The sequence below is a fragment of the Saccharomonospora iraqiensis subsp. paurometabolica YIM 90007 genome, assembly GCF_000231035.2.
Taxonomy (GTDB): domain Bacteria; phylum Actinomycetota; class Actinomycetes; order Mycobacteriales; family Pseudonocardiaceae; genus Saccharomonospora; species Saccharomonospora paurometabolica.
Window position 1 is genome coordinate 141,895 of sequence record NZ_KI912196.1, and the last position, 6,610, is coordinate 148,504.

Below are 6,610 nucleotides of genomic sequence, written 5' to 3' on the forward strand. Positions count from 1 at the left end.
CCGCGGTGGCGCGCAGGGCGGGCGTGGTGCGGGCCGACAGCGGCCAGGCCAGCGGGCCGGGACTGCCCTCGGGCACGGCGGCCCGGTCGTGGACCTGTTCCTCGGCCTGTTCGAGGACCACGTGCGCGTTGGTGCCGCTGATACCGAAGGAGGACACGGCGGCGCGGCGGGCACGGGTGAGTTCGGGCCAGGTGCGGGTCTCGGTGACCAGGTCGACCGCGCCGACGGTCCAGTCGACGTGCGGGCTGGGCCGGTCGACGTGCAGCGTCTTCGGCAGCACGCCGGTGCGCAGAGCCTGCACCATCTTGATCACCCCGGCCACGCCCGCGGCGGCCTGGGTGTGCCCGAGATTGGACTTGACCGAACCCAGCAGCAACGGCTCCGCGCGATCCTGGCCGTAGGCTTTCAGCACGGCCTGGGCCTCGATCGGGTCGCCCAGCTCGGTGCCGGTGCCGTGCGCCTCCACGGCGTCCACATCGGACGGGACAAGCCCGGCGTCGGCCAGGGCGTCCGCGATGACCCGCTGCTGGGCGGGGCCGTTGGGGGCGGTCAAGCCGTTGGACGCGCCGTCGGAGTTCACCGCCGAGCCCCGCAGGACGGCGAGCACGGGGTGGCCGCTCGCGCGGGCGTCGGACAACCGTTCCAGAGCCAGAATGCCCGCGCCCTCGCCGAACCCGGAGCCGTCCGCGGCGCCCGCGAACGCCTTGCAGCGGCCGTCGGCCGCCGCCCCGCCCTGGCGGGTGAACTCCAGGAACACGCCGGGGTTGGCCAGGACGGTGACGCCACCCGCGAGCGCGAGGTCGCAGTCACCCGAACGCAGCGCCCGCGCCGCGAGGTGGATCGCGACCAGCGACGATGAGCACGCCGTGTCCACGGTCAGGGTCGGCCCTTCGAGGCCGAGCGCGTAGGCGACACGGCCGGACACGACGCCTGCCGAGCTGCCCCCCATGAACCCGTCCGCGCCGTCGCCGGCGGTGGCGGCGTAGTCGGAGTACATGACGCCCGCGAAGACACCGGTGCGGCTGCCGCGCGCGGTGTGCGGGTCGATCCCCGCCCGCTCCAGGGCTTCCCAGGAGGTTTCCAGGAGCAGACGCTGCTGCGGGTCCATCGCGACGGCTTCGCGCGGGGAGATGCCGAAGAACCCGGCGTCGAACTCGGCGGCACCGTCGAGGAAGCCGCCCATGCCGGTGGCCGTGGCCCCGGCTTCGAGCAGCGCCCGGGTGTGCCAGCCGCGGTCGACCGGCCAGGGACCGATGGCGTCGCGCCCGTCGGCGACGAGCTCCCACAGCTGTTCGGGGGTACTGACCCCTCCGGGAAAGCGGCAACTCATCGCGACGATCGCGATCGGGTCGTCGGTCTGGGTACGGCGCACGGGTGCCGGGGCGCTGTCGCCACCCGCGAGGTGCGCGGCCAGCGCGGCCGGGGTGGGGTGGTCGAAGATCAACGTCGCGGGCAGGCGCTGTCCCGTGGCGTCGGCGAGCCGGTTGCGCAGCTCGACAGCGGTCAGCGAGTCGAAGCCCAGGTCCGCGAACGACTCCGTCCCCGCGAGCGAGGCGGCGCTGGGATGCCCGAGCACGGCCGCGGCCTGAGCGCGGACGAGGTCGGTCAGCTCGGTGAGGTTGTCGGTGGCGAGCGACACGGCCGGTCGGCTCGCGGCACGGCGGGCCGGGGTGCGGACGAGCGCACGCAGCAGCGGCGGAACAGCCGTCTCGCGGGGCGAGAGGTCGAGTCGCATCAGGACATGGAGCGACTCCGGCCTACCGACGGCCCGATCGAAGAGGCCCAGTGCCTCGTCGGTGGCCAGCGCGGTCGAGGCACGCCCGATCCGGCGCTTGGCGGCGGCGTCGAGATGGCCGGTCATGCCGCTGGCCTCGTCCCACAGGCCCCAGGCCAGCGAGACGGCGGGGCGGCCCTGGGCCCGCCTGCGGGCGACGAGGGCGTCCACCTCGGAGTTGGCGGCGGCATAGGCGGCCTGCCCGGCACCGCCGAACACCCCGGCGGCGGAGGAGAACACGACGAACGCCTCGACATCCCCCGCCAGCTCGTCGAGTGCCAGCGCGGCTTCGACCTTGGGCGCGCGCAGAGCGTCGAGCCGGTCGGCGGTCAGCGAGGTGAGCACGCCGTCGTCCAGGACGCCCGCCGCGTGGACCACGGCGGTGACGGGGTGCTCGGCGAGGACCGCCGCGAGCGCGTCCCGGTCGGCGGCGTCCACGGCGACGACCGCGGCCCTGGCACCCCGTGCGTCCAGATCGGCGACGAGGTCGGCCGCGCCGGGGGCGTCGGGACCCCGGCGGCTGAGGAGCAGGAACTCGCGGACGCCGTGGGCGTCGGCGAGGTGGCGAGCCAGCAGCCCGCCGAGGGTTCCGGTACCGCCGGTGATCAGAACGCGGCTGTGGGGTCCGAAGGGGACGGTGGTGTCGAGGGCGGCGGGCCGCCTCAGACGCGGTGCCGACCCGAGGCCCTCGCGGACCACGACCTGTGGTTCTCCGGTCCAGCCTGCGACGTCGTCGGTGTCCGAGTCGACCAGGACGAAGCGCCCGGGATGCTCGGCCTGTGCGGTGCGCACCAGGCCCCACACACCCGCGCCCGCCGGGTCGGTGGCGTCCGGTCCGGCAGCGAGATGGGTACGGACGACCAGCGGCTTGTCCGTGTCGGCGGCCAGCCGGGCCTGGAGGGCAACGAGCACCTGTGTGGCCGTCCGCCCGGTGGCGTCGAGGACGTCGACATCGGCTGCGGTGACCGGTTCGACCGGGACCCAGTCGAGAACGAAGTGCGCGTCGGTCGTGGTCGTCGGAGTCGTCGCCAGCGGGCGCAGGGCCAGGCCGGCCAGAGCGCCGACCGGACCTCCCTCGGCGTCGGCGAGGTGGACCGTCACACCGTCGTCGGCCGGGGTGATCCGGACGCGCAAAGCGGTGGCGCCGGTCGCGGTGACGGCCGCCCCGGTGAAGGAGAAGGGAAGCAGCGGCGCACCCTCCCCCGGGACCACACCGCTGACCCCGATGGCCTGGAGGGCGGCGTCGAGCAACGCGGGGTGCAGGACGAAACCGTCGGGGGCGAGGTCCTCGGGCAGCGTCACCTCGGCGAAGACCTCGTCGTCCTGCCGCCACACGCGGGTCAGGCCCTGGAAGGCCGGCCCGTAGTCGAGCCCGGCGGCGGCCAGGGTGCCGTAGTCGACCGGGACCTCGTGGGCCTGATCCGGCGGCCACGCGGTCAGCTCGGCGGGCGCGGGCACGACGTCGCCGAGTGCGCCGGTGGCATGGCGTGTCCACGGGGCGTCGGCGGCGGAGTCGGCCGGGCGGGAGTGCACGGCGAGAACACCGGTGCCCGCGGTGACCTGCAGGTCGACGGCGCTGTCGGCCGGGATCACGAGCGGGGTGTGCAGGGTCAGCTCGGCGACACCTGCGGCCCCGGCGTGCTCGGCGGCGGTGAGCGCGAGATCGAGCAGTCCGGTGCCGGGGACCAGCACCTGCCCGGCGACGACGTGGTCGGCCAGCCACGGGTGGCTGGTCAGCCCGAGTCGGCCGGTGAGCAGGGCACCACCGTCGGCGACGGTGGTGGCGGCGGCCAGGACCGGGTGGTCGAGGCGCCGCAGACCCGCGGCGGTGACATCTCCGGGAGCAGCCCCGGAGGTGAGCCAGAAGCGCTGGCGTCGGAACGGGTAGGTGGGCAGCTCGACGCGTTCGCCGTCGGGAATCACCCCCCGCCAGTCCGGCGTCACGCCGTGCACGACGGCCTCCCCCAGGGAGAGCAGCATCCGCTCCAGCCCACCCTCGTCGCGCCTGAGCGAACCCACCGCGACCACATCGTCGGGCAGGGACATCGTCAACACCGGATGCGGAGAACACTCCACGAACGTGCCGAACCCCTCCGCAGCCAGCGCGGTGACAGCGTCGGAGAACCGGACGGTGGAGCGGAGGTTGTCGAACCAATACCCGGCATCCATCCCCGAGCCGTCCTCAACCTCACCCGTCAGAGTCGAATGGATCGGGATCTCACCCGCACGCGGCCGGACCGGCTCCAACACCGCCAACAGCTCGTCCCGCAACTCATCGACCTGCGCCGAATGCGAGGCATAGTCCACCGGGACCCGCTTCGCCCGCACACCCTCGGCGTCGCAGGCAGCGACCAGCTCGTCCAGGGCCTCCGGCTCACCCGACACCACCACCGCTGTCTCGCCATTGACCGCAGCGATCGACACCCGCTCACCGAACCCGGCAATGCGGTCACGAACCTCGACCTCACCCAACGCGACCGACACCATCCCGCCACGACCCGCCAGCCGGGTCAGCACCCGCGACCGCAACGCCACCACCCGAGCACCGTCCTCCAGAGACAGCGCCCCCGCCACCACCGCAGCCGCGATCTCACCCTGCGAATGCCCCACCACAGCGTCCGGCTCGATCCCCCACGACCGCCACAACTCGGCCAACGACACCATCACAGCCCACAACACCGGCTGCACCACATCAACCCGACCCAACAAGTCGGCATCGTCCAGCACATCGGCCAACGACCAGTCCACGAACGGCTCCAACGCCGCCGCACACTCCGACAACCGCCCCGCGAACACCGACGACTCCGCAGCCAACCCCCGCGCCATCCCCACCCACTGCGAACCCTGACCCGGAAACACGAACACCGCCCGGCCCGGATCACCGGCCGTGCCCTCCACCAACAACGGGTGCGGCGCCCCGTCGGCCAGCGCCCGCACGGCGTCCACACTCAGCGCGACGGCCCGCTGCTCGAACAGCGCGCGGCTCGTGGCCAGCGACCATGCCGACCGCGCGGCGGGCAGCGCGGGCAGCACCCCGGCAAGCTTGGCCGCGTGGGCCCGCAGCGCCTCTGGCGAGCGGGCCGACAGGACGAACGGCACGACGGCCGAGTCCGCGACCGGTTCGGGCTCGGGATCGCCCTGCTCCAGGATGACGTGGGCGTTGGTACCGCTGACGCCGAACGACGACACCGCCGACCGGCCCGGCCGGTCGGCCTCCGGCCACGGCTGGGCTTCGGTCAGCAGCTCGACCGCGCCCGCGGTCCAGTCCACACGGGAGGTGGGCCGGTCGACGTTCAGGGTCTTGGGCAGGGTGCGGTGGTGGAGCGCGAGGATCGACTTGATGATCCCCGCGACGCCCGCGGCGGCCTGGGTGTGGCCGATGTTCGACTTCACCGAGCCCAGGAACAGCGGCCGCTCCCGGTCCTGGCCGTAGGTGGCGAGCAGGGCCTGCGCCTCGATCGGGTCACCGAGCGACGTGCCGGTGCCGTGCGCCTCGACCATGTCCACATCGGACGGATCAAGGCAGGCGTTGGCCAGGGCCTGACGGATCACCCGCTCCTGCGACGGACCGTGGGGTGCGGTCAGGCCGTTGGACGCGCCGTCCTGGTTGACCGCCGAGCCACGCACCAGCGCCAGTACCCGATGCCCATGGCGGCGCGCGTCGGACAGCTTCTCCACGACGAGCATGCCCACGCCCTCGCCCCAGCCGGTGCCGTCGGCACCCTCGGCGAAGGACTTGCACCGGCCGTCCGCGGCCAGACCCCGCTGCCGCGAGAACTCGACGAACGCCGTCGGCGTCGACATGACCGTCACACCGCCGGCCAGGGCCAGTGAACACTCCCCCGACCGCAGCGCCTGCACCGCCAGGTGCAGCGACACCAGCGACGCCGAGCAGGCGGTGTCGACGGTGACGGCGGGACCTTCCAGGCCGAAGACGTAGGAGAGCCTGCCGGAGACGACGCTGGCGGAGTTCCCGGTGGCCAGGTGCCCCTCGACGCCCTCGGTCGAGCCGGAGAACAGCTGGGCGTAGTCCTGGCCGTTGGTGCCGACGAACACGCCGGTGGCGGTGCCGCGCAGGTCCGGGGCGGCGATCCCCGCGCGCTCGAACGCCTCCCACGAGGTTTCCAGCAGCAGCCGCTGCTGCGGGTCCATCGCGAGCGCCTCACGCGGGGAGACGCCGAAGAAGTCGGCGTCGAAGCCGGGAACGTCGTGCAGGAACCCGCCGGTGGAGGTGTAGGAGGTGCCCGGGTTGTCCGGATCCGCATCGTACAGAGCGGCCAGGTCCCAGTTGCGGTCGTCCGGGAACGGGCCGAGACCGTCGCGCTCGGCGGCGAGCAGGTCCCACAGGTCCTCAGGGGACGCCACGCCACCGGGGAAGCGGCAGGCCATGCCGACGATGGCGACCGGCTCGTCCGATGCGGTCGCGGCCACGACCGACGGCACGCGGGCGCCCTCGACCCCGTCGAGCAGGTCGTCGAGGTGGCGGGCCAGGTCGGCCGCGCTGGGGTGGTCGAAGACCGCGGTGACGGGCAACGCCAGTCCGGTGGCCGCATTGATGGCGGTGCGCAGCTCGACGGCGGTCAGCGAGTCGAACCCGAGGTCGCGGAACGCCTGGTCGGCGGGCACGGAGCGGGCCGAGGTGAAGCCGAGAACGGCGGCGGCCTGCTCACGCACGAGGTCGAGCAGCGCCTGACCGCGGCGGTCGGCGGGCAGCGACCGGAACCGGTTCGCGGTCCCGGTGTGCGGCTCGACGGCGGGACGGGCCGGAGCGAGGTCGTCGAGGAGGCGGCCGGGCAGCGCGAACACCGACCAGTCGATGTTCGCGACGGTGAGCAC

1 protein-coding gene is annotated in these 6,610 nt (G+C 73.8%); it reads right to left on the reverse strand.

Features of this window, described 5'->3' with window-relative positions; translation table 11 throughout:
• Positions 1 to 6,610, reverse strand: a 6,610-nt coding sequence (locus SACPADRAFT_RS33685) for a type I polyketide synthase (protein ID WP_157577028.1), incomplete at both ends; no start/stop codon positions are given.